This window comes from Chitinophaga hostae (assembly GCF_018224885.1).
GTDB classification, from domain to species: domain Bacteria; phylum Bacteroidota; class Bacteroidia; order Chitinophagales; family Chitinophagaceae; genus Chitinophaga; species Chitinophaga hostae.
Window position 1 is genome coordinate 156325 of the sequence record NZ_JAGTXB010000014.1, and the last position, 24028, is coordinate 180352.

Below are 24028 nucleotides of genomic sequence, written 5' to 3' on the forward strand. Positions count from 1 at the left end.
GATCGTTTTTATTCAAATGTGACAGAACAAGCATTATCTGTTACGAAAGCAGCTTTGTTTTATTCGACAGCTGAACGCGATTTCCAGGCAGTCCAGCCAAAGCCGGCAGCCACCAGTACCAGCAACAATACCGACGATATCCCTGCTATCTTTCTTCCAAGGAAGAAGGTGGCGGGTTCAAATTTAAAATCGATTTCGTGCTTGCCTGCCGGTATTTTCAGACCGCGCAATGCATAGTTCACCCGGATTATGGGCGATTCCTTTCCATCGATGTATGCTTTCCATCCGGCGGGATAGTAGATGTCGGAGAATACCGCCAGTCCCTCGCCGTTGTTTTGGGCGGTATACTTTAAGGCATTCAGTCCGTATTTGGTCAGCGTAATTGTTGCGCTGCTGTCGGCAGCAGGTGTGAAAGCTCCTGTGGTGGCGCGGAAGCGCTGATCAATGATCACCGTATCTTTCGGATTAAAGTGATCTAGTGCGCGCATTTCGGTGTTAGCATCCGGCACCCAGCTGATGGCTTTTACAAACCAGGCGTTACCCAGTGCGCCGGGGTTCAGTTGTGCTATGGGTTGTCCGGATTGCTGATCCGGCACTATAAAGTATTTGGTGTTAAGCATATTAAACACCGCCATATTGTTCTTTGTGAGCTGGTGCTCGATCAGGTCTTCATAGATCCACAATTTGGCGGGACTTTGTCCGCCTACTGATTTATGAAAGTACGAGGTGTTGGCATCCAGGAAAGGATTAGTGGTAAGATTAATGACGCGGTAATACGGGTCCTTATCTTTCAGGATCTGTTCATCGGCGGCTGATGGCGTAATATAATCGGCCATTTGGACAGCGTCGTTGAAGTTGTTTTCATTCATGTAGGTTTTGTCGATCTGGAAAAGATCAAACAATACAGCCGCTGTGATGATCAGTACAGCATACCCGGCTTTTAATTTGTCCTTCAGGAAATACCACAGGGCGGCAAAAGCTACTATGATGAGGATCAGTGCGCGGATACCGTCGGTTCTCAGTGCTGCGCTGCGGTCCTGTTTCAGGGCGCCCAGTAAGCGGGCTGCCGGTGCATCGCCTCCCAGCTGCCGGGCGTAACGGGCCAGGAAGGCATTATCGGCCGGACCACTGAAGGGATAAAGCACACTGCCACCCAGTGCCAGTAATATCACAAGGCCGGTAGTAACATAGAAGGCCATTTTCAGGTATTGCTGTAGTTGTGCTTTTGACTGATTCCCATATACCAGTTCCTGCAAAGCCCAACAGGCGAGGATCACCATGGTTACCTGCGGAATGGCGAGGGCCATAGTAGGCGCCCTGAATTTGCTATAGAGCGGAAGGTGATAAAAGAGGAAGTTATTCAGCTCCGGGAAGTTGGCGCCCCAGCTTAACACAATACCAATAACGGTAGCAGCCACCAGCCACCATTTATGCCAGCTTTTTATAATCAGCAGGGACAGTACAAACAGGAAGCAGATGATAGCGCCAATGTAAGCAGGTCCGGAGGTAAACGGTTGTGCGCCCCAGTATAGCTGCCAGCTGGCGCTGTTCACCGCCGCTTCTGCCCTGGCCGGTGGTACGCCGATTTCTATCAGCGCTTTATAGGTGCTGGAATTGGTAGACAAGGCTTCGCCGGTGGAGCCGCCAACGAGGTGGGGTAGCAGCAGGGTGAATGTTTCTCCCTTACCATAACTCCACTGAAATGCGTAGTTAATATCCAGCCCGCCTGATTTTTTATTGGCCAGGTCCTGCTGATTAAGCGTTAACTCCGACTGGCTGCCGCGTATCGTATAGTTGGTATACTCTTTCATGATCAGCAGGTTGTCCATGGCAGGCAATACGGCCATTCCACCGGCAATGGCCAGCAGTACCGATGCCTTGAGAAAACGCGGCAATTGCTTCTCCCGGAAAGCGTTTATACCGGCAGCCACAGCAAGACAAACAGCGATCAGCAACGTATAGTAAGTGATCTGCGGGTGATTATAATAGATCTGTACGGCTGCTGCCACTGCGGTGAGCGAGGCGCCGGCGATGTAACGACCCCGGTAGGTGAGTATCATTCCTGCCAGCACCGGCGCCATATAGGCCATGCTCATTACCTTGGTAATGTGTCCGGCATCCATGCTTACCACTGTAAAGGTGGTAAAGCCATAGGCAATGGCGCCCATTATTCTTATCCAGTAACGTACATCCATTACCGTGAGAAATACATACATGCCCATCATCAGCACAAAAAACATATCTACCGGGTTGGGCAATCCAAGGGTGAGGATTTTATTAAGGATACCAATTTTGTTGGTAGATGGACCTGTGAAGATGACATAAGAGGGCATACCACCAAACATGCTGTTTGTCCACATGGGTAAATCACCGGTCGCCTGGTAATAATCTGCCGCTTCTTTTTGCATCCCCTGGTAATGCATCATGTCCGACTGGAACAGTTTTTTTCCGTCCAGTACCGGGCTGCAAAACACAAAACCCAGCACTAAAAAAATCAATAATGCTGCCAGGTGCTCTATTAAAGCTTTGGTCCACGTTGATTTCATATCTATTTGATTTTCTGTTTACTCAGATATTTATCTAAAGTTATTTTTAATCAAAATTATCACTTACTTAAAGTATTACTTTAAGTTCTTCATTAACGCAGCATCGCCTTCTTTTTCACCAGTTTCAAATGCTCGTCATTCAGGTCTGTGTCGAGAAAATAGAGGATATGGTTTTCAAGGAATACTCTTTTTTGGAGTTCTCTATCCGCGATAAAATCTCCTCCTGTAGGAATCAGAAACGGGTCGGATAATTCTCTCCAGCGTTGTTCGTCAAATGTCCAGGTGCTCATTTTATAAGTATTGCCATTGGGCGGCGCCTGGAATACGCTGACCTCATCGGCATTGTCGCTGTTAAGATCGCCTTCGTTGATGAGTCTTGCCTCACAACAGCCAATATTGACCGCCGGCAGGGTGCTGTCTGAAAACCGCAGGGCATATTCATCGGGTACGCCATCTTCTACAGGGTTACCGTTTCCCCGTTTGGCGAGTACCACAAACGCGGACTCCGTTTGTCCGTCGCCGTTAAAGTCGCCCGTAATGATGTTGCTATCAGCAGCCGGTAGTGTGGTTGCTGCCACCGCCACCGGCACAGCCACAGGGGTAGCAGTATCAATGGTTACAGGGCTGTCTTTCACAGGATTGCTTTTCGCCGGTGAATTCGTATTACAAGCTGTCAGGATGCCGGCAAAAAATAGGATACTATACTTCATATGATAAATTAGCGGGTAAATATATTGAAATATACAGGGAGCCTTGTAGTTTTTTGGAGGGCTACTGTCAAGTTACCTTGACGATGACAACAAGGTGTTATTGGATTTCATGCTTATGGCCGTTACCTTTATCACTATACATTTTATGAAACACCTGTACCCTTTACTGCTGGCATATAGCTGCCTGGTTATGAGTTGTGGCCAACCACATGCTGTTAACGACCCGGGTAACGGTAAAGTTGCTTTAGCAAGGAGAGTGCAGCCGGCGCCGGAAATGGGTAACCGCTTCGTTTTAGAGGGAGACTTTGACGGCGATGGCCGTAAGGATACCCTGACCGAACATTTTGTTGATCTGCTCACCCGGCAGGAAACCAATAAGTATTATCATGATGTGGACTATGACCAACAGGTACGGCTAAACGCCGCTCGCTCAGTAATGTCATTTGTAAACAGCAACAATGAAATGCTAGATACACTTTATATTTCCGGGGGATTGTCATTCGGATTGTCATGGATAAAGAATGAAGGAGACTTAAATGGGGATGGCACGGATGAAATTTCATATGTGGTAAGTCTGGCGGACTGGTCGGCACTCAATCATTGTACCCTGGTCACCTACCGCAATCATCACTGGGAAGAGCTATATCGGTTTTCTGTTTGGGATTGGCAATTGCCTGATCCCCCGGCGTTAAATAATGAATATGGCTTCTTTGGTAACACAGCACAGTACATTGATAGCAGTAGTAGCTCCCCGGGTTTCCCGGGGTTCATAAAAAAAGTAGCTCCGGGTAAGATCCGGGTGTGGTTTGAAAATGAGGGGTTGCAGGACAGCGCCATTGTAGATTTACGTTTGTAACACAAGAATTGTACAGACGACCGGAGTAGTTATGATTGGCGACGGTTGTCTATATTACTTCAGCAATTCCAGTGTATGCGTCACCGCTCCTATGCCACCCTGCCAGCCATCATGACCAGGTATCACATACGCCGGATGCGGGAACCTGGCCATCATCCGTGCTACAGACCCCGGCCATGCCTTCACGTTACCATCGGCCACATTGCCCAGGTTAGTGGCTTCCATACTTTTTATAAAGCAGCCGCCATACAGCACTTTGTTTTTGGGCAGCCAAATTACCAGGTTGTCTTTTGAATGGCCTTCCCCGGGGTAATATGTTTGCAGGGTCACGCCATCAATACGAAAGCTGGTATCCTTGCGGAATACAAACTCCGCCAGTTTATTATCGTTTGCTTTGCACAGGTCCAGCGTTTGTTGGGTGCTGTACGTTTTTACGCCCTGCTTCCGCAATACTTCCAGTCCGGCTGTTTTGTCTTCATGAAAATGGGTAACGATGCAGGCAACAATTTTTTTATGATACCGCTGCTCCAGTGTGTCTGTTAACTGCCTGGTCTGATCTTCGCTCCAGGGGGTATCTATTAAGATGATCCCGTTTTTGGTGACGATGTATAATCCGTTGGCGGCATATACTTTTCCTTTGAATCCGCCATAAGAAACATGTACAAATACATTTCCGGTTACCGGGGCGGTTTTTATCCGGAATGCGGTATCCTGTGCAGCTGCTGCAAAGATGCCTGACAGGCAACAAATTGAGAGGAGAATTTTCTTCATGATTTCCACTAATAAACCACGAAAATAAGACATTCATCTGCCGTGGCATTTTTTAATTTTTCTCTCCCAAAACATTATCCTACTAATTTAGTAGATTATTCATATCTTACTCTGAAATCAACCGTTTTGGATAGTCGTCATACACAGTCGCTGATAAACCTGTTGCGGAAAACGCATCATGCAGAGTGGGAGGCAACGCCTGCTGCCCAGGACGCCATTACCTGGTTGAACGACCTGGTCGGTTTCCTGTTTCCCGGCAATCATCTCCCTAAACAAACCTCCTATGAAGGCATCCTGAAAAAGAACCAGATAGACCTGGAGAACATCCTGTTAAGTTACCTGGATCCCCGGGAAGTACCTATAGAAGATATTGTACACGCCTTCTATAACTCATTGGGAATCATTTATCAGCATCTCCGCCAGGATGCGGCTAAAATCCATGAATATGACCCGGCGGCCACCAGCGTAAACGAAGTAATTGTGTCTTATCCGGGCTTTTATGCCATTACCGTTTACCGGATTGCAAACAGGCTTACCCGGTTGGATATACCTGTGCTGCCACGCATCATCAGTGAATATGCGCATGGCAAAACAGGTATCGACATTCATCCCAACGCCACCATAGACGTACCCTTTATCATTGACCATGGCACCGGCATTGTAATTGGCGCCACCAGCATCATTGGCTCCAACGTGGTGATTTACCAGGGCGTTACCCTGGGCGCATTGCATGTAACCAAAGAGCTGTCTGATGTAAAAAGACATCCCACCGTGGAGGATAATGTCATCATTTATGCCCGCAGTACCATCCTTGGCGGCAACACGGTTATCGGGAAAAGCAGTATCATCGGCGGCAGCGTATTTATTACGAAAAGTGTTCCTCCCTTCTCACAGGTATTTAATACACACCAGGTAAGAATCACCACAAAAACAGGCGTATAGGGCATTCCACACAAATACAGGTGCAATTCGCAGAAATATTTATATATTAAGCCTTGTTGAAAGATGACCGCCGCGCGCGGAACAAGAACTTATACAAACATGCGAATAAGAATTTTACCGGTTGGCATTTTATTAACGATGTTAAGTATCACTAACGGGTTACAGGCACAGCGGGATACTTTGCAACAGCTGCCCGAAGTAGTGGTACAATCCTATTTTTCAAAAGCTTCACTGCAGCGGGTACCCACGGCCGTGAGTGTGTTATCGCCGGCAGCGTTCCGCTTGCAACAGGGCGCCTCGCTGCTGCCCGCTCTTAATACGGTGCCGGGTATACGAATGGAGGAAAGATCTCCCGGCAGTTATCGTTTATCCATCAGGGGTAGTTTGCTCCGTTCTCCCTTTGGAATACGTAATATAAAAATTTATGCAGATGATATCCCGCTGACCGATGCGGGCGGCAATACCTATCTGAACCTGGTAGATCCCGACGTTATTTACCGGGCGGAAGTACTGAAAGGACCGGATGGCAGCCTGTTTGGGGCTAACTCCGGCGGCGTGGTGCGATTGGATCTGGCGCCGCCGCCAAACGATACGCATCACCTGCAGGTAAACCTGCAGGGGGGCAGCTACGGGCTTTTTCATGGCAGCATTGGCTGGCAACAACAATTTAAAAATTACCAGGTACAGGTTTTCCAGGGATACCAGCGGGCAGATGGCTACCGCCAGAATACTGCTATGAAAAGATCGTATACCCAAACCGCCCAGCGATGGGAATACAAACCCGGGTATGCGTTGAAGTTACTGGCCTTTTATTCGGACCTGTCTTACCTCACACCGGGCGGATTAACGTTGGCGCAAAGCCAGGCCAATCCGCGGTCGGCCCGCCCTTCTTCACCGGCTGGCCCAGGCGCCCTTGCGCAAAAAGCGGGCATCTACAATCGTACCTTCCAGGGAGGACTGATCCACGAAGCGCAGTTTAGCCCCCGGCTGCAGCATGTGCTGGCGGTGTTCGGCGCCAACACGCATTTCGAAAATCCCTTTATCACTAACTATGAAGCAAGAGACGAAAATACCGCCGGCTTTCGTACCTACCTGCAATGGGTGAATAACCCCGAGCAGCAAAGCACCTTCCAATGGAAATGGCTGAACGGCGTAGAGTGGCAGCAAACCAGCACCGATGTTATCAACTATGGTAACCGGGGCGGAAAACGTGATACCGTGATAGCTGCCGACAAGCTCAAAGCCCGCCAGTATTTTTTCTTTACCCGCTTTCATGCCACTGTTAACAATTTTACCTTAGAAGCTGCCGCGAGTTTAAACTACTATGGATACAGCTATAACAGCAACGGTCATACGAATATTCGTTTTACGCCACAACTGATGCCGCGGCTGTCGATGTCGTACCTGTTTACGCCGCTTGTTACCGGCAGACTAACGGTAAGCAGGGGCTACTCGCCGCCCGCCACCGCGGAAGTTCGTGCATCCAACAACGTTATTAATACCTCCCTGCAGCCGGAAACAGGCTGGAACTATGAAGCCGGTATCCGGGCGGCTACCCGCCGTGGCCGTGCCTCGATTGATGCAGCCTTCTTTTATTACCAGATGCAAAATGCCATCGTAAAACGGCTGGACAGCAACAGTGAAGAATATTTTGTGAACGCCGGCGGCGTTCACCAGAAAGGCATAGAAGTGCTGGGCGCCTGGTGGCTTGTAAAGCCAGGACAACAGGGTCTGCTGCGCGGTATAAAATGGCAGGAAGGATACACCTTCAGCGATTTCACTTTCAGCGACTATATCAGCTCGGGGAAAAATTATTCGGGTAACCGCTTAACCGGGGTGCCGCAGCATGTGCTGGTGAGCAGCCTCTTATGGCAGCTGCCGGCCAGCGTTACGTTGTATACCCAGCATACTTTTACGAGCCGCATTCCGCTGGATGATGCGAACAGCACCTACGCAGGAAGTTACCACCTGCTGCAGGCCGGCGTTAGCTGGAAACTGCCGCTGCATACCCGCTACAGTCTCGCTTTACGCGCCGGGGCCGATAACCTGCTGGATGTAAAGTATAGCCTGGGCAACGACCTGAATGCCTTCGGCAACCGTTTTTATAATCCAGCCCCCGGAAGAAACTATTTCGGCGGCATCAGCCTGCAATTATAAGCATATGCACGAAAAAGCTATCCTGACCAATCTTGCCAAACATAAGCAACAGGCGTATTTGCAGGGCTTACCGGCAAGCAGGGCGATATAGTGGGGAAGGAATTTACCGTAGTGGGAACTGACATCCTCAAATTTAAGGACGGCAAAATTACCGAATGCTGGACCATGAGCGTACCGCTGGAAATAAATCCGCTCCCCGGCTGAGACGGACATAATAATGCTCCCGGTTTAACAAAAGCGGCATAGAATTGTAATTAGTGTGTAAGCTATTTACATGACGATGAATTCTAATAACGGAAAACAGGATAAGCCGGTCATTACCGCTAAAATTGATGGTTTTTTTCTCGTCTTTTATAACATTGCCGTCTTCTTAGGCCGTTTTTTCCGGGAAGCCTTCCGGCCTCCCGTGGAATGGGGTGAATTTGTGCGGCAGTGTTACCAGGTGGGATATAAATCGCTGGCCCTTGTCACGGTAACAGGGTTTATAACGGGCGTGGTGTTCACAGAACAATCACGCCCTACGCTTTCCGAGTTCGGTGTTACCGCCTGGCTACCTTCCCTGGTAGCCATTGCCGTTGTAAGGGCGCTGGCCCCGCTCATTGCAGCACTGATCTGCGCCGGTAAGGTAGGATCCAGCATAGGCGCGGAGCTGGGCTCCATGAAAGTAACAGAACAGATCGATGCCATGGAGGTTTCTGCCATTAACCCATTCCGGTACCTCGTGGTGACCCGGGTAACGGCAATGACCATATGTTTACCGTTGCTCATGTTCTACAATGCGCTGATCGGCTGCCTCGGATCTTATATTGATGTGCATGCCCATGAACAAACCAGCCTGGTATCCTTTTTTGACAACGCTTTTGCCCAGATCACTTTCCTCGATTACACCACGGCTTTAACCAAAGCCATTCTTTATGGATTTACTATCGGTATTGTAAGCTGCTACCAGGGTTGGAACGCGTCGCAGGGCACCATGGGCGTAGGTAAAGCCGCCAATGTTTCCGTGATCGTATCCATGTTCCTGATCTTTATTGAGGAAGTCATCATTGTTCACGTGTTTAACTCTATCCGCTAACAGTATGAAAGAAAATAATCACCAGGTAGACCGGAATACCACTGTTATCAAAATACGGGAGCTGTACAAGTCGTTCGGCGAAAAGCACGTATTACAGGGCATTGACCTCGATCTGTACAAAGGAGAAAATGTAGTGGTGCTGGGCCGTTCCGGTACCGGTAAATCGGTGCTGATCAAAATTATTATCGGGTTATTGAAACAGGATGCCGGCACCGTGAATGTGCTGGGCGAAGACGTGGATCAGCTGAAAGATGCCGACCTCCGGGCGCTGCGGCTCAAAGTGGGCTTCTCTTTTCAAAGCAGCGCCCTGTACGATAGTATGACCGTGGGCGAAAACCTGGCCTTTCCGTTGCAGCGTAACAACCGGAGTTTTACGAAAGACCAGATCCGTAAAACGGTCGACATAGTACTGGAGGCCATCGGGTTGCCGGACACCATTAACCAGCTGCCCTCGGAGCTGTCGGGCGGACAAAAAAAGCGGATCGGTATCGGGCGCACGCTGATCCTGCGACCGGAAATTATGTTGTACGATGAACCTACGGCAGGACTGGATCCTATTACCAGTATGGAACTCAACAAACTGATCATCGCAGTGAAAGAGCGTTTCAATACCAGCTCCATCATTATTACACACGACCTCACCTGCGCTAAAGAAGTGGGCGACCGGGTGGCCGTAATGGATGAAGGGAAGTTTATACAAACGGGAACTTTTGACGAAGTATTCAACGAAAAAACCGGCCTGATAAAAAGTTTTTACGACTATAATTTTATACAATAAGCTATGGAAGGAGGAAAAAAACGTGCTGTCATTGTAGGCATCTTTGTATTCCTGGGGTTGGCCATCCTTGTGGCCGCCGTTATGATGCTGGGCAAGCAACAAAAATTATTCAGCAAATCGGTCCAGGTAAAAGCCGTATTTAAAGATGTGAACGGTTTGGCCGCAGGCAGGAACATCCTGTATTCCGGTGTGAAGATAGGAACGGTCAAAAAAATAAGCTTTGTAAAAACAAATGAAATCCTGGTGCTGATGAATATCGATAAAAGCTCCCAGGAGTTTTTACATAAAGATGTGGTAGCCCGCATCAGCTCCGAAGGCCTCATGGGAAATAAGGTAGTGATGCTCTCCGGCGGCACGCCGGATATGCCCGTGATTGAAGACGGGGACCAGTTGACGGTGGGCAGTGGTTTAAGTACAGAAGAAATTATGAATACACTGCAGGTCAATAACAAAAGTCTCGTGGAAATAACCGACAACCTCAAAATAATTACCAAAGGGATGGTAGACGGAAAAGGAACCCTGGGAAAACTGCTCACAGATGATTCGGTATATAAGAACCTGAACACCACCATGGCGGGATTGAATGATGCAGTGGCCAATACACGCCGGCTTACCAGCGCCCTTTCTTTGTATGCGGCTAAACTGCAAACCAAGGGGGTATTGTCAAACGACCTGATAACGGATACCATGGTGTTTGCCAATTTACGCATGGCAGTAGCGCAAATGAACAATGCGGCAAAGAATGCAAATCAAACCGTGGCAGATCTGCGGGAAACAAGTGCCGGCATCAAGGCAAATATGGCTAACAGCAACGCGCCCATAGGCATGTTGCTACAGGACACCTTGCTGGCAGATGCATTCAAAGCCACTATCTATAACCTGGAAACCAGCACAGAAAAGCTGGATACCAATATGATGGCCGTCAGAAATAATTTCCTTTTCCGCGGTTACTTCAGGAAGCAGGCGAAGCGGGAAAGAAAGGCTCAGCAGGAAAAAGAGAAGGCGGCCAGGCAGGCGCAGAAATAGCGAAGCGAGTTAGAACGCCTTCGGCGTTTGTCTTTGGGCAGGATTAGTGTGATTATGATGATTATATTGATTTTAGCTTTTTCTGATCTATGTCATTATCTTTCTGGTAAACAATTTCGAAAAAAAGAAAGCTTCTTTCAAAAAAAGAAATAAAATCAGCACAATCATCATAATCACACTAATCCTGCCCAAAGACAAACGCCGAAGGCGTTACTTCCTGGTCAATCATGTCCTTTTGCGGAAAGTGTTGTAATAGGAGTGAGGTCTACTTTACGGAATTCCACTTCGGAGCCTTCTGCCTGCAGGGCAATTTGTCCTTTGGAAGCGGTAGCGCCGGTACCATAGTTAACAAGATCGCCGTTTACCCATACTTTCACGGCATTGCCCACACATTCTACGATCATGGTGTTCCACTGGCCCAATGGTTTTTCAGAGCCATCGGTGAGATTGATGATGCGGCGTTTTTTACCATCCACAGCGCCCCATTCACTTTTGGGACCGCGGCGTTTCTCCATGTCAGGAACGGTGATGTCTTCACCTATACACCAGAAATCGCCGGCATCCTTATTTTGGAGCTGCACTTCGATAGATTTTGGAAACATATCATACAGCACCCGGGGGGTAGACACAAATACCAGTACACCGCAGTTGCCGGGTTTGGCGGGGAAGCGGTACTGTACCTCCAGTCGGTAGTTCTCATAGCTGTCGTCGGTAATGATGTGCCCCTGCGGATTGGCCAGGCTCACCACTACGCCGTTGCGTACAATAAAAGGGCTTTTAACAGCAGCGTCTTTGTCCATGGCGGGTACGTCGATGTGCCAGCCGCTGAGGTCCTTAAAATTGAATAAACTGCGCGTTTGTGCGTTTACGTTGGCAGCACCGCCAAACAGGGCCACTGCAATGCAGGAGGATAAAATGTATTTTTTCATAAAGGAACTTACCGGGGATTTAGGGACTAAATATAATAAGTTTCCGGTTCCTTTTCTTTTATGGCGCAATATGATCTTTAAAACCCATCGACGCATGAGAGCCGTCGCAGAAAGGTTTGTTGGCAGAGGCGCCGCATCTGCAAAGGGTAACGCGGTTACGGATTTCATAGGGCACGCCTTCGGCATCCAGCACTTCAATACCACCCTGTAACCACAACGGCCCACTGGTATCTTTGGCCGGATCTTCTATAATACCGATGGCCGGCTTCAGTTCGGGTTCTATAGGCGTTTGGGTGGCCCGGTCCCAGGATACGAGGCGGCCGGAAGGACATTCGCCCACCTGCTTGATAAACTGCGCCTTCACGGCAGGATCGTCGGTATCATTCACCATATTCCATACCTGCCCGTTAGGATCACAGAAGCGGGCAAAGGCGCAGAGGTGTTGCACATCCGTGAGCAACATGTTGGGACCTTCCAACAGTTCGGCCTCTTCTACATAGGTGGTATGACCGGCTGTTTCCGTGCCTTCAAAATCGATCTTTAAATGGGTGTTGTCGCAGAAAGGTTTGTTTTTGGAGTGGCCGCACCTGCACAGATAAAAGGGCTGCTCTTTTGGTTCAAAGGTTTTACCGGGTATCCACTTAACGGATTCCTTGTGGATATTGGCGCCAATGGTTTCTATACGAAGCGGAACCTTACCGGTTACCTCGTATGGTCCGTTCAGCGTTACTTTTACCTGTATGCCTGGCGCTGCTTTCATGATGGCTGGATTTTAAGGGTGATGATAATGGTAGTAGTCAACAACCAGGCACAAAAAAAGTTGCTGAACACCGGGAGGATTTTTTAGGATAAAAAAAACCGCGGTATTCAGCAACTTCCAACCAAAGGGTTGTTTTATTGTAACACTAACTCAACAACAGGTATCTCCATGTTTGGCTTTCTTTCCGGAAGCTGTAATTCCACATCGTCTCCCTTCGCAGAGAACTTCACTTCGGAATTGTCGTGCAGGAACTGGGCATATTTTACTTTGCCGTTGTATCCCGGAAGTACCAGTTTCCCGTTATAATCCAACAGGTGTACATACAGTTTTTTAGTGGTTGGATTATAGGTGAGCATGGTTTTTTCAGGTGTTTGATATGATTCCGGTGCATAGGTACAGCCATAAATAGATTCGCTGTTGCCTTTCATCCAATCGCCGATATTGCCCAGCGCGTTTTGGGCGCGGTAGTCAAAAACGCCGCGGGCAGTGGGGCCTACATTAAGAATGAGGTTCCCGCCTTTACTTACGGAGGCGATCAGCAGCTGCAGCAGTTCGTGCGTGCTTTTCCAGGAATTTTCATCGCGGTAGTAGCCCCAGGAACCGGAGAAGGTTTGGCAGGTTTCCCATGTTTTGCCGCGGTACTGCGCCAGCTCTTCTACTTTTACCTGTTCAGGGGTCAGGAAGTCGGCGCCGTCTTCATATTCATCCAGGTTTAACCGGTTGTCTACGATGATGGAGGGTTGCAGTTTGCGGATCATTTTCAGCAGGTTCACTGCATCCCAGTCATCTTTGCCTTTACCGTGTTTGCCGGGGTAAGAAAAGTCAAGCCAGAGGATATCTATTTTACCATAACGGGTCAGCAGTTCTGTGATCTGGTTTTTCATATACTGCCGGTACTTATTCATATCCTTGCCTTTGTTCAGCCGGTCGTAGGCGCTGTCGGGCATATTATCGCCGCGCTGCGGATGCACACCGTCGATCGTGAAATCCGGATGGTGCCAGTCAATCAGTGAATAATAAAATCCAACTTTAATACCTTCTGCGCGAAACGCGTCCACAAACTCTTTTACGAGGTCGCGTCTGGCGAGAGTATTAGTGGCTTTATAATCCGTATACCTGGAGTCAAACAAACAAAAACCTTCATGGTGTTTGGTGGTCAGTACGGCGTACTTCATACCAGCGGCCTTTGCCTGTTTGGCCCAGGATTTCGGATCGAACTGATTGGGGTTAAATAAGTCGAAATATTTCTGGTATTGTTCGTTGGTCAGGCGCTCATTGTGTTTCACCCATTCGTGCCTGGCCGGGAGGGCATACAGGCCCCAGTGGATGAACATCCCAAAACGGTCGTGCGTCCACCAGGCCATACGTTGTTCTTTTTGTGCGGCTGTTTCCGTGCCTATTCTTTTTTTCTCCTGTGCCTGCAGGGAGAAGAGCGGACCCAGTAGCAAAGCTGCTACCAGCAGTTGTTTCATTCGCATGTGTCTTTATTTGTCTTTGATCAATAATACTTTGTTTACGCGGATTGTTTGTTCTGCCGGCGATGCATAGGTACCCACAAATCCTACGGTAACGGTGGTTGTGGCCTCCAGCGTAAATCCGGCCGAAGCGTATTTGTTGCTGTTATTAATAATTTTTGCGGAGCCGATGGCGGTACCTATCTGGGCAATATCCGGCAATGCATTACCGGTAGCTACGGCCAGGTAAGTGTTTTCGAGGGTGTTATCGATATTGGATATATCTGCCTCAAACTTATAATTACCGGCAGGCAGCGTAATGGTCTGGTATATTTTACCGTTGGTGATGGTACCGTTGTCCCAGATCCCGAGCGTTAAGCGGCCTTGCCCGCCTATTTCGTCATAGGTGCCGTTTCTGCCGGCTTCACTGTTGTATTTCCAGTCTTTCAGCTGTCCGAAGCGACCGCCGGGCATCTGTACGGGATCCCGCACAAAGGGGGCGCCCGGATTTAGTATATACTTCGCCGTTAGATCTTCCTTTACGCCGGAGGTGGTAAAGGCGGTATGAAAGGTATCCACCGCAATCGGGTCTGGCAAGTACAGGGTGCGGTAGCTGAAGTTGCTGCCGGACAAATAATTGGGGAGTGTGGTTACCTGGTCTTCCGGTTCTGCGCGGATGATGGTATCATGCAGTACATGATCACTGGAGGTATACTGCACTTGCATGCCAATGATGCCGCCGGTGGTATCTATGTTTACCCAGGGTATTACCGCATTCCCGTTTTTCATTTCTGCGCTGCCGAAGGCCCTGGTGAGGAGGGCATCTTCATAAAAACTGCCATAACAGAAGCCGGTGATCTCGGTTCTTACGGAGGTGTTACCATCTTTATCAAAATTATAGATCTCAAAACCGTAGGCTCTTTCTTCCAGGTGATCTATAAAAACGCGGATGGTATCCACGCCGGAGGTACGCTTAATATCAATGGTGGTAGAGTCTTTCCGGTTGTTCCAGTAAATTTTTGATTTCGTGATTTTAGGATCGGCAATCAGCAGCCAGGATAACTGCACGCGGTTACGGCCCGGGTGTAATTTCAGGGAGTCGGCTTTGCCGGTATAAAGTATTTCCCCGTTTTTTATATACTTTTTATAGTCGTCCTGTTTGGAGCAGGCGGTAAACAGCAGCAGGGAAAGTATGATATAGCTTATTGTGCGCATAAATTTTTTTTTAGGTAGATGATCATCATTTGTCGTTACCCCAGAATTTCATTTCCTGTATGTTGGCAGCGTATCCGCCGTCTGTCCAGGTACGCAGGATCTTAATACGGATGTATCTCACGCGGGGCGCGTCCAGCGGAACGGTCATCTGTTCCCCGGCGATGCTGGCATCGATATCGTCCTGTGTTTTTTGTCCTACAGGCAAACCCGATGGTTTTATCACGGTATGCTCTACCAGTTTTGTCCAGCTATCCCAGCTGCCGTCAGAGGCAGGGTTCACGGAGCCCCAAATTTCAAATTTGCGCAGATTATTTTGCAGATAGATCCACTCGTTGGGGCGCTGCCACAGCGTGATGCGGCTCAACTGGGCAGTTACGCCGAGGTCAAAGGAAATAGACATGGGGAATCCGTCGAGTTTATCGGCAGAGTGCCACATGGTACCGTTCCATAAACCGGAAATAGGGAAGCCCCATCCAAAGTCGGTATCTCCCGGAAGTTTTACTTCCCGGAAGGTGGATTTATCGAGCAACTTTTCAAAGAGTGGCTCCACTTCCTGGAACATGGTATCAGACTGGTTGCCCCAATGGTCTCTTACAAAGAATCCGAACTTTGTTTTTACCGCTGCAAATCCTCTTACAGAATAGCTGCCGCCGGGTAGTTTGGTATAGTGTACATCAGAAGGTACCAGTGCGCCGAGAGAATCGGTCACGAGTGTAACGATGGCCAGATCTGCCTTTGTTTCATTAGCAAATTTGATGTTGATACCACCGAAATCCTTCTTCACCAACAGGGATTTTCTTACGTCCATCATGGGGGGCGACAAGGGTTTTACGGCCGTGGTTACCGCATCGGAGGCTACTTCATTACGGCTCACCACATAGAGCGCAATGTCATGCGTGGCGGTATCACCAAAGCCATCTACTACCAGGAAGTTATTATAGTAAGATGAACGGATTTCCCTGGCCTGTTGTCCTGATTTGATCTTATAGACGGCTTTTACATAAAGGATATCTTTGTTTGTTGGAAGGCTGTAGCTGATTTTAGCAGCGCCGGGCATGTTGGTGATGACGACATTTTTCAATACATCCGGTTTTTCGCCTTCGGTATTGACAGGGGTATGTGTTTCTTTTTTACAACCAGCCAGCAGCAAGGATATGGAGCTGGTGAGCAGTAGCAGGAATTTATATGGTTTCATGTTATTAGCAGTTTAAATCAGTAAATAAAATAGTTACCATCCAAAGCTTTGCACCAGTTTGGGATTGTTCAGCAGATCCCAGTTGTCGAGCGGCCAGAAGTAGTTGCGTACCTGGAATGTTTGGCGGAACAGTGTGCGTACGCGGTAGTAGAAATTGGGATCCGACTGATCCACATCCCATCCGGTAACGGGTTTGTTCAGTTCTTCCATACTTTTTTTCCAGCGGCGCAGATCCCAGAAGCGGGCGCCTTCAAACGCGAGTTCTATCAGTCTTTCCTGCTGAATGATCTGGCGGAATCCTTCTTTGGTCTGGAATTTTCCCGGTTGTTTGGAGTAGTTGGTCCAGGATGTTTGTACGGTTGGTAAACCGGCCCTGGCCCTTACTTTATCTATGTATTTAAAGGCTTCTTCCTGTGGCCCGCTTTGTTCGTTCAGCGCTTCTGCGTATAACAGGTAGAGGTCTGCCAGGCGCATTTCCGGCCATGCATATTGTTCTACATACAGTCCCTGGCCTTCCGGTATTTCATTTTTCCAGCTCACCATTTTTTTGCAGAAGTAGCCGGTTACGTTGTTATCATAGATGTTTTTTCTTGTTTGCCATTGTCCTGCTTTTGATTCTATATGAAACATTTTTTTCTCCATTCTCCACATAGCGCCATCAAAACCAAGGTCGGCATAGAAGCGTGGCTCCCTGTTAAAATGCAGGGAAGCGGTGGTATATCCTTCCTGTATCAGTTCTCCTTCTGCATGCGTAGCTGTTCTGAGTTGTGTGCGGTTAGCGAAATCCCAGGTTTTGTCTTCGTTGATGGGGACTCCTTTATCAGTATAAAACATTTCTGCCATTTTCATGGTAGGAGCAATGCTGCCCAGGGTAGATTCGTTACCCAGTCTGGCCGGGTCGAGGCGGGGCATCATTTGCCGTTGTATATCATAGGTAGAGGTGTTGGGATTATTCCAGATCATTTCCGCGTTCCATTGTTCGCAGGTGGCGTTCCGCAGCGACATTTGCCTGGTGAGGGTATCGGATAAAGTAACACCCAGTTCACCGAAAGTATACAGCTGGATACCTACGCTTTCGCAATGTGTAATGGCGGCTTTACAGGCTTCGGCGGCAACTTTCCATTTTCCTGCGTCGAAGGCGGGATTAAACATGGGCGTACCATCATAATTTTTGTAGCCGGTATAATCGGGGTTGCCGTTAAACAGCGGGCTGGCGGCTGTTACCAATACGCGTGCCTTGATGGCGAGTGCGATGGATTTTGTCATACGGCCCAGCTCTGTGGATCTGTCGGCGATGATGTCGGGTAAACCGGCAGCAGCGGTATCCAGCAGATGAGAAATATAGTTGAAAACCGTATCTACGTGTACACGGGGAACTTTTGTTTCTTCGGCCGTGCTGGAAATGGACAGGTTTTTATCGATGATAGGAATAGGACCATAGGTACGCAGCAGGATCCAGTGATAATAGGCTTTCAGAAATTTCACTTCTGCAATCCAGCGATCCTTTTCGCCCTGGCGCATGTCTACCACTTTATGGATATTATCGAGGAAGATGTTGCAATCGCGGAGGGCCTTGTAGTTAATGCTCCATTGTGACATATAAATAATGTTGGCACTGAGGAAGCCCTGCGCTATCTGCCAGGGTTCTTCGCTGCTGCTGTAGGGCCGCATCATCCAGTATTCATCGCCTGCCAGCAGCGCGGGATTGCTTCCTACATTGGCGCTGGAAGGGAGGTAGGAGTAGCAGGTGAACAGGTACTTCTCTGCCTCTGCACGCATGGTAAATGCGTTATCGATGGTAGCCACGTTATCGGGTACTACGTCCAGGAATTTTTTACAGGCAGTAAACTGGACTAACAGCAGGCAAAGCAGCAGTGCTGGCAGGTGCCGGCGAAAGACAGGTGTATATTTGGTCGTATCAGAAGTTTTCATTTTTTGCACAATTAAACGGTGAATCAAAGTCCCAGGTTGATGCCGAGGTTTATTACACGTTGTACCGGGTAGCCGAGGCCGTTACCTCCCATTTCAGGATCCCAGGTTTTAAATTTGCTCAGGGCAAACAGGTTGGAGGCATTCGCATAAATACGGGCGGTACTCATGTGGGCCCTGTCCAGTAAGCTTTTGGAGACGGTGAATCCCAGTTCCACCGTTTTTAACCGCAGGAAATTGCCGTTGCGCATCCACCAGGTAGACTGCTGCTGGTTATTCCAGTTAAACTCGTTGCTTAACCGTGGCCAGAAGGCGTACAAATTTCTGTTGCCTTCACTCCAGTGATCATCCGCGATAGCCTGCAGCAGGCCATGTTGTCCGCCTTCGTTGAGTACAAAGGGAGCGGTACGGTATGGATCGATCCAGAAGGACGACCTGGCAGATCCCTGGAAGAAGAAGCTCAGATCCAGTTGTTTGTAGCCAAAGGAAAAACCGAAGCCGTAGGTGATTTCCGGCGTGGTAGGTAAGCCGATAGGTACCGCATCGGCGCTGTTAATGATGCCATCGCCGTTTACATCATGAAATTTGATATCACCGCCCAGTACCTGTTGTCCCCAGTTTTGGTTGGCGGAGTTGGCCACTTCCTGGTCATCTACAAATAATCTTTCTGCAATGTATCCCCATTGTTGGGAAAGCGGTTTACCCACGCGTGAGCGGTATGCATCGGGATATACAGGTTCTTCATTTACGAGCAGCTTGCTGGTAGCGTACGTGAAGTTACCACGGAACTGTACAAAGGAGTTGTTGTTAAAGCTTTTGGTATAGTCCACTGCCAGATCCACCCCTTTGCCGGAGGCTTCGCCCACATTCGCTTGCGTGGCAGCGCTAAGTCCCATTGTGCTGGGAATGGTACTCCTGGTCATCAGGATATTTGTGCGGTGTTCCTGGTATACATCCAGTTGCACGTTCATGGCGTGGAACAGACCCAGTTCAAGTCCCAGGTTTGTTTTATAGGATTTTTCCCAGGTAATATCACGGTTTTCATAGCGGCTAACGGAAACGCCTGTATTAGAATAACCTCTTTTTTCTCCGAAAGTAGCGCCATGGGAAGGATCGTTCATATTTACTTCCGACAGGTAAAAGAAACGATCGGAGTCGTTACCGATCTGGTCATTACCCACTATACCGTAGGTAGCGCGCAGTTTCAGTTTATCGATGGTGCGGGTGAGTGGTTTAAAGAAGGCTTCTTCCTGCACGTTCCAGGCTATACCTGCAGACGGAAAAAATCCGAAGCGGTGATTGCTGGCAAAACGTTCGGAGCCATTGTATCCAAAATTTATTTCGGCCAGGTAGCGGTTGTCGTAGCCGTAGGTAAAGCGGCCGGAAACGCCCTGGTTACGGTGCGGCAGCGATGATTGCAGACTGCCCGCGTTTGCCGAAAGGTTGCTGCGGATTAGCCCGATGAGCATACCGGATACGCTATGCACGGTATTAAACTGTTGGTTGTAATTCACCGCAGCCTCCATATAGGCGGTAGTGTTCAGCTGTTTGTTACCGGGGCTGTAGTTAAGATATTCTGTACCGTTTGTATTCAGGGAAGTGAGCTGTGGTGTTTTGGTAAACTGGTCATATTTCAATGTATAGAAATAGGGGGTATATTGTCTTGTTACATCAAAATAGGAGTAACGCTCCGTATAACCCATCATCCTGGCGCTAAGGCCGGGCAGGAGAAATTTAAAATCCTGTTTTAATTCCACCTGCACCAGGAGGGTGGAAGTATTGTATTGCGTATAGCCGGAAACGGAGTTGGCGTATGGATTGTTGTAGAGGTTACCGCCGTTGCCGGGGAGACCGGGGAATCCCGGTTTTACAGCGTTCCCAAACAATGGATGTTTTAAATCGGGTGCATAGCTGGCAGGATATACAGCCGGGAACATTACCGGGTTGGCCCAAACGGTTTGGGAAAACAATTCGGAGCCACCGCCAACAGGACCATTATAATCGTCGAATTGTCCGTAGGTACGTACAATTGCGGTAGTAGTAGGCGTGAGATTGATATTCACGTTGGAACGGAGCGCGTAATTTTTCAGTTTGATGTTGCTGTTGAAATTATTCCGCTTATCTACGTTCAATACGCCATTGTCGATATTATAGGTGCCTGCAATATAGAACTGCGCTATTTTTCCTCCGCCTTTCAGGTTGAAGTTGGTGCGTTGGTTCACAGTGTAGTCTTTGATCAGTTGTTTTACCCAGTTGTTGTTGGGATAGAGCAGGGGATCATCGCCGGCGGCGGTATGATCTATTTTTGACTGCGAATACTGTACGTCCTGGAGTGGGTTCCTGGTGAGCACGGCTTCGTTGGCCAGCTTCATATAGGTGATGTTATCGGCAAACTTAAAGTTGCGGGTATTGCCGGACACGGAATTTTCAAAGCGCACATCAAAGCTGGTTTTTGCCTCCACACCGGATTTGGTGGTTACCAATACTACGCCGTTGGCGCCCCTGGCGCCATACAGGGATGATGCGGTGGCATCTTTCAAAATAGAAAAACCGGCGATATCATCGGGTTGCAGGCGTGCCAGGTCGTTGGTGCTGGATTCCATACCATCGATGAGGATGAGCGGATCTACTTTACCTGTACCAAAGGTGGTGATACCCCTGATAAAGAAGCTGGCATTATCTCTGCCCGGTTCGCCGCTGCGTTGGTAGGAAATAACGCCCGACAGCCGGCCGGCGAGCATAGTGGTGAGGTTGCTGGTTGGCCCTTTCAGCTCTTTCGGGTTGATGCTGGTAACGGCGCTCACCATACTGGCTTTTTTCTGCGTACCGTATGCTACCACTACTACTTCACCTACATCGGATACTTTGGGCTGCATCACGATTTTAAGCAGTTTATCACTTTTAACAGCCACTGTTTGGGGCAGCATACCAATCATGGTAAACATAAGGCTGTCGCCTACATTGGCCTCGATGGTAAAGATGCCGAGGTCGTCTGTAAGCGCGTTGGAGCGTCCTGATTTGTTGACCACTGTAACGCCTACCATGGGATTGCCGTTACTTTCGGTTACCTGTCCCTTTATTTTTATACGGGCCACTTCCGGGACGGTGCTGGCGATGACCGCTTTCTTTTTGATAATAATACTTTTTTTAACGATGGAATACGTAAGTGGCTGATCTCTGAACACGTCTTCCAGTATACGTTCCAGGGGGGCGGCATCCTGTGAGCAGTTAACGGGTTTGGCATTGTCGATCATTTGCAGATCAAAAACAAAAACATAACCCGTTTGCTGCCGGATGGATTTAAACACTTCCAGCAGGGGGGCTGCTTTTACGTGGAGCGTAACCGGCTGTGCATAGCCACTGGCGGTAGCTTGGAACACTGCAGATAGTAGCAGGAGTAAGGTTAATTTCATAAAGCGAAATAGTTTTTGGTTTGATGAAACACGCCGTCTGAGGAGGCGTACTTTTTGAAAAGCTTGCATCATTTGTTTTTCCTGTTGATGTTTGTTAAGGAGGCATACCTCCGGAAAGCGCGTGCATAGCTACGCCAGGGCGGGGCTGCCGCCTGTTATTGTTTACTGTCCGGTGATACTGTGATACGTTAGTTTGCTGTCGAATTTGGTTGATACTTATTTCATAATCGTTACTTGTAGGTGTTTTATGGACTTACTGTAATTGTTTTATCCGTTATCCTGAAATGAATGCTGCCTGTTAATTCCAGTTGGTGTAATATGTCGGAGAGGCTGTCCTCTCTTGAGAACGATCCGGCGAATGATTTTCCGGTGATTTCGCCTTCGTATGCTACTTGTACGTCGTACCAGCGTGCCAGTTCGCGCATAATGGTTTTAATGTTACCGTTAAACTCGAAGCGGCCATCTTTCCAGGCGATGGCGGCACTTACGTCGGCGTTACTGATGCTGATGCCGTTATGTTCCCTGTTTACGAGTGCTTGTTGCCCGGGTTGCATACGTCTTACCGAAGTGCCGCTGATAATGTTTACCGCGCCTTCCAGCAAGGAAGTACAGATATTGTTTTCTTCTTCATATGCCATTACATTGAAGTGGGTGCCCAGTACAGCGATCTTCATGTTGGTATTGGTTTTTACAATAAAGGGCTGGTTAGGCTGCATGGCAATTTCAAAATATACTTCACCCTGTATGGTTACTTCCCTGGTACTATCTTTAAATGCGGTGGGGAAACGGATGGAAGAAGCGGCGTTTAGCCAGGCTTTGGTACCATCTGGTAATACTACCTGGTAGGTGCCGCCTTTGTTGGTATATATGGTATTGATGGTTGGCGTGGTGGTGTTGCTGTTATAGGAAATAAGATTGCCCTGCCTGTTTACCGACACCCCGTTTTGTACATTCATGGTAGTATCGGATTGTTCCAGGTCAATGACGGAGTTATCGCCCAATACCAGTCGTGCCCGTTCATTTTTAGGCGGAGCCGGGTGGCTGCTGGCAACGGGGATATCGCGTACACTGCTTTTAATATATAGCTTATAGCCTGCCACTGCTACGGCGGTGAGGGCACATGCTGCGATGGCCACGCGCTTCCATACCGGCATTATCTTAACAGGCGTATCAGGTGTGTTTTCGGATGGCGTGTTCATGATCTGCTGCAACATATTAGCGGCGGTATCATCCGGCATGGCGCTGTTATTGTCGTCGGCCGCCTGCAGGAGATCGTCCAGCAATTGTTTTAGTTCTTCGTCGTGTTCCGCCTTTTCCACCAGGAACATAAATTCCTGTTGTTCTTCCGGGGTTGACTGACCGGAATAGTGGCGATTGAACAGGTATCTGAATCGGGATACTGTCATGAATAGCGATTTGATTTACGTGGCTAAATAAGGAGACAACAAAAAGAAGCGAATGGGTTAGGGTGTTGCAAAAAAAAAATTTAGCAGCAGAACCACAGCAGTAGCAGCAATGTGTTAAGGTCCATTCGCGCCAGGCAGAACGCCCGGATAGAGCGTGTGGCGTTGGCAAGGTGTACTTTGATGGTTTCAGGGGAGAGCTGCAGGCGGTCGGCGATCTCATTTCTTTTCAGGCCGTGTTCCCTGCTTAATTTATAGATCAGTTCCTGCTGGGGCGACAACTGCGCGATAGCATTTTGCAGGATCTGTTCATATTCCTTGTGAATAATGGCGGCGTCTTTGACATGGGGAACCACGGCAGCAGAGAGTTCTGACTCCATGAGTTGTTCCCTGGCCAGTAATTTAAGGGAAGTGAAAATATGGTTACGGGTAACGGTAAAGAGGTATGCTTTGAAATGGCTGATTTCGTGCAGCTCCTGGCGTTTTAACCACATCTTTAAGAAAACATCCTGTACAGTATCTTCTGCCTGCGAGGCGCTGCCCAGTAAACGGAAAGCGATAGCGTATATACGATGGCGGTAGTGATGGAATACACTGGCAAACGCGTTGTCATTGCCTTTGGCAAGGCTCAACAATAGTTCCCTTTCATTATAGGTATTAAATTCCATACGTGGTTACAGTAGAGGCAAATTACTGTTTTATGAAATAGGATGTTAGCCGTAAATTCTCCGGGAGTAATATTATTTTAGCTTTTAGCCGTTAGCTTTTAGTAAATGCAGCGGAGGTTGTCTTTCCCAGGATTAAACTTATTTTATGATTTTCAGGATTTTTTATTTCAGTTTTTGATTCTAACCATTAATAAAGATGTG

At 48.4% G+C, this 24028-nt stretch carries 18 protein-coding genes; 6 read left to right on the forward strand and 12 right to left on the reverse strand.

Annotated elements, in window-relative coordinates; genetic code table 11:
- Positions 1-59: 59 nt before the first annotated feature.
- Positions 60-2546 carry a YfhO family protein gene (locus KE626_RS24270; protein WP_211975603.1) on the reverse strand — a complete coding sequence of 829 codons (2487 nt, stop codon included), beginning with the start codon at positions 2544-2546 and terminating at the stop codon, positions 60-62.
- A 92-nt stretch (positions 2547-2638) separates the two neighbouring features.
- On the reverse strand, positions 2639-3256 hold the full coding sequence (locus KE626_RS24275; protein WP_211975604.1) for a hypothetical protein: 618 nt from the start codon (positions 3254-3256) through the stop codon (positions 2639-2641).
- Between the two features lie 145 nt (positions 3257-3401).
- On the opposite strand from KE626_RS24275, the gene KE626_RS24280 reads away from it, so the two are divergent.
- Entirely contained in the window at positions 3402-4112 is a 711-nt protein-coding gene (locus tag KE626_RS24280) for a hypothetical protein (RefSeq protein WP_211975605.1), read from the forward strand.
- 54 nt (positions 4113-4166) lie between these two features.
- On the opposite strand, the gene bla is transcribed toward KE626_RS24280, so the two are convergent.
- On the reverse strand, positions 4167-4883 hold the full coding sequence (gene bla / locus KE626_RS24285; protein ID WP_211975606.1) for a subclass B1 metallo-beta-lactamase: 717 nt from the start codon (positions 4881-4883) through the stop codon (positions 4167-4169).
- A gap of 126 nt (positions 4884-5009) precedes the next feature.
- On the opposite strand from bla, the gene KE626_RS24290 reads away from it, so the two are divergent.
- From KE626_RS24290 to KE626_RS24310, 5 genes are all read left to right on the forward strand, one after another.
- Positions 5010-5825: a serine O-acetyltransferase gene (locus KE626_RS24290; RefSeq protein ID WP_249207655.1), complete on the forward strand. Its 816-nt coding sequence runs from the start codon at positions 5010-5012 to the stop codon at positions 5823-5825.
- A gap of 99 nt (positions 5826-5924) precedes the next feature.
- Positions 5925-7982 (forward strand): TonB-dependent receptor, encoded by a 2058-nt coding sequence (locus KE626_RS24295; RefSeq protein WP_249207656.1) that lies wholly within the window; start codon positions 5925-5927, stop codon positions 7980-7982.
- Between the two features lie 274 nt (positions 7983-8256).
- Complete coding sequence (locus tag KE626_RS24300) at positions 8257-9057, forward strand: MlaE family ABC transporter permease (protein ID WP_249207658.1); 801 nt, start codon at positions 8257-8259, stop codon at positions 9055-9057.
- A 4-nt stretch (positions 9058-9061) separates the two neighbouring features.
- The gene (locus KE626_RS24305; protein WP_211975607.1) at positions 9062-9835 is read left to right on the forward strand and encodes an ABC transporter ATP-binding protein; all 774 of its coding nucleotides are present in this window, start codon (positions 9062-9064) and stop codon (positions 9833-9835) included.
- 3 nt (positions 9836-9838) lie between these two features.
- Positions 9839-10861 carry an MlaD family protein gene (locus tag KE626_RS24310; protein ID WP_211975608.1) on the forward strand — a complete coding sequence of 341 codons (1023 nt, stop codon included), beginning with the start codon at positions 9839-9841 and terminating at the stop codon, positions 10859-10861.
- A gap of 221 nt (positions 10862-11082) precedes the next feature.
- Here the strand turns inward: KE626_RS24310 and KE626_RS24315 are convergent, their stop codons facing one another.
- The 9 genes from KE626_RS24315 to KE626_RS24355 all read right to left on the reverse strand — a co-directional run bounded on the left by KE626_RS24315 (position 11083) and on the right by KE626_RS24355 (position 23827).
- Complete coding sequence (locus KE626_RS24315) at positions 11083-11790, reverse strand: 3-keto-disaccharide hydrolase (RefSeq protein WP_211975609.1); 708 nt, start codon at positions 11788-11790, stop codon at positions 11083-11085.
- A 58-nt stretch (positions 11791-11848) separates the two neighbouring features.
- Complete coding sequence (locus tag KE626_RS24320; RefSeq protein ID WP_211975610.1) at positions 11849-12550, reverse strand: CDGSH iron-sulfur domain-containing protein; 702 nt, start codon at positions 12548-12550, stop codon at positions 11849-11851.
- Positions 12551-12684: 134 nt separating this feature from the next.
- Complete coding sequence (locus tag KE626_RS24325; protein WP_211975611.1) at positions 12685-14028, reverse strand: alpha-L-fucosidase; 1344 nt, start codon at positions 14026-14028, stop codon at positions 12685-12687.
- Positions 14029-14034: 6 nt separating this feature from the next.
- On the reverse strand, positions 14035-15219 hold the full coding sequence (locus KE626_RS24330) for a DUF4998 domain-containing protein (protein ID WP_211975612.1): 1185 nt from the start codon (positions 15217-15219) through the stop codon (positions 14035-14037).
- A 25-nt stretch (positions 15220-15244) separates the two neighbouring features.
- Positions 15245-16414 carry a DUF5000 domain-containing lipoprotein gene (locus tag KE626_RS24335; protein ID WP_211975613.1) on the reverse strand — a complete coding sequence of 390 codons (1170 nt, stop codon included), beginning with the start codon at positions 16412-16414 and terminating at the stop codon, positions 15245-15247.
- Positions 16415-16447: 33 nt separating this feature from the next.
- Positions 16448-18346, reverse strand: coding sequence for a RagB/SusD family nutrient uptake outer membrane protein (locus KE626_RS24340; protein WP_211975614.1), 1899 nt, complete (start codon positions 18344-18346; stop codon positions 16448-16450).
- A gap of 23 nt (positions 18347-18369) precedes the next feature.
- Positions 18370-21756, reverse strand: coding sequence for a SusC/RagA family TonB-linked outer membrane protein (locus KE626_RS24345; protein WP_249207660.1), 3387 nt, complete (start codon positions 21754-21756; stop codon positions 18370-18372).
- A gap of 245 nt (positions 21757-22001) precedes the next feature.
- Entirely contained in the window at positions 22002-23162 is a 1161-nt protein-coding gene (locus tag KE626_RS24350) for a FecR family protein (RefSeq protein WP_211975615.1), read from the reverse strand.
- A gap of 80 nt (positions 23163-23242) precedes the next feature.
- Positions 23243-23827, reverse strand: coding sequence for an RNA polymerase sigma factor (locus KE626_RS24355; RefSeq protein ID WP_211975616.1), 585 nt, complete (start codon positions 23825-23827; stop codon positions 23243-23245).
- Between the last annotated feature and the right edge of the window lie 201 nt (positions 23828-24028).